At 31.5% G+C, this 1,595-nt stretch carries 1 protein-coding gene; it reads left to right on the forward strand.

Translation table 11 applies throughout. From position 1 onward, the window contains the following. The coding region (locus tag HMPREF2782_RS03050) for an MATE family efflux transporter (protein ID WP_070640782.1) at positions 1 to 1,296 on the forward strand (1,296 nt) is incomplete at its 5' end. Positions 1,297 to 1,595 lie beyond the last annotated feature (299 nt).

Genomic DNA, 1,595 nt, shown 5'->3' on the forward strand with positions numbered 1-1,595 from the left:
CCTGCTGTAATAGGAATGATAGTAATAGGTCTTTATCCACTAATGGATGGAATTTTTGCAGGAAATATTATAGGACAAACTGCAATGACAGCTTGTGGTGTAGCTATGCCACTTACCTTTTTTAATAGTGGAGTATCTACACTCATAGGTGTAGGTTCAGCATCAGTTTTATCAAGAGCTATAGGAAAGGGTGACCAAAAAACAGTTGATAAAATTATGGGGAATTTAATCTTTTGGGTTATTCTATTCTCATCAATTATTACAATAGGCGGAATTTTACTTGCACCACATTTTTTAGATATGGTTGGAGCAAGTGGAGAAATTAAAGAATATGGTATCAGATATTTACGAGTAATTTTCATTGGTTCTTTATTTGTAAACTTTACTCAATCAGCAAACATGGTTATGCGTGGAGAAGGATTAATGAAAAAAGCAATGCTCATTATGGGGCTAGGGGCTTTTTTAAACATAATTCTTGATCCCATTCTAATGAAATTAATGGGAAAATATGCAATTGAAGGGGCTGCACTTGCAACTATTACAGCACAATTTGTTCAAGCAATAATAACACTCCATTACTTCAAATATAAAAGTAAAGCAGTAAAAATAAATAAAATCAAACCTGATCAGGAAATAAAAAAAGAAATGTTTGGCGTAGGGTCATCTGCTATGATGATGCAAATTTTATTTATGATTCAACAAACAATGCTATATAAAATGTCATTTAAATATGGCGGAGATACAAATGCTATCTTGATGGCAGCAACACTTAGAATATATGCCTTTTCATTCATTCCACTTTGGGGAATGAGTCAAGGTTTACAACCTGTAGTTGGTACAAATTTTGGAGCGAAAAAATACGACAGAGTAAAAGAAGCTATGAAAGTATTTTCTATCGGAGGATTAGTTCTTGCATCAATATTTTGGATACCAACATTAGCATTTTCAAAGAATATACTTTCCTTATTTGGAGTAGAAGAAAGTATTATAACTCAGGGAATAGGAAACTTTAGACTATTTTATTCTATCTTTATCCTATATGGAGTAATGGTAATGACTATAACATTCTTCCAATCAATAGGAAACGCTAAAAAAGCCGGCATAATAGTAATGCTAAGACAGTTATTTTTATTCGTACCTGCCATGATTATTTTACCAATGATATTTGGAGTTAAAGCAGTATGGTTTGCAGAACCCCTTGTAGATTTAATTATGATAATAGCTGGTGTAGTAATGATGTTTGGGGAATTAAATAGGATGGATAAAATTAGTTTGAAAAATTCAAGTAATGAATAATAAGTGGGTTTATTTAAAAGAATGGAGGGAAATATGCAAATAAATATAATTAAAGTACATTTACCTTTTTTCTTTGGTTTACGCTATTTACAAGTTAGATAACTCAGTTAAAAAATTAAATACAATTACTATTAGAAAGAGTTTCTTTCATTCTAGAGGACTAACCATGCCCAAGAGCAGGAGTCCTCCTTTTTTTGTCTGAAAACATAAAGACAAAAAAAGAATGGAGGAAACATAAATGACAAAAGAATATTACCTTTATGTCGGTGGGCAAAAAATCAAAGTAAGTGAGCAGATAT

This window comes from Anaerococcus sp. HMSC068A02 (assembly GCF_001811125.1).
In the GTDB taxonomy this organism is placed as follows: Bacteria; Bacillota; Clostridia; order Tissierellales; family Peptoniphilaceae; genus Anaerococcus; species Anaerococcus vaginalis_C.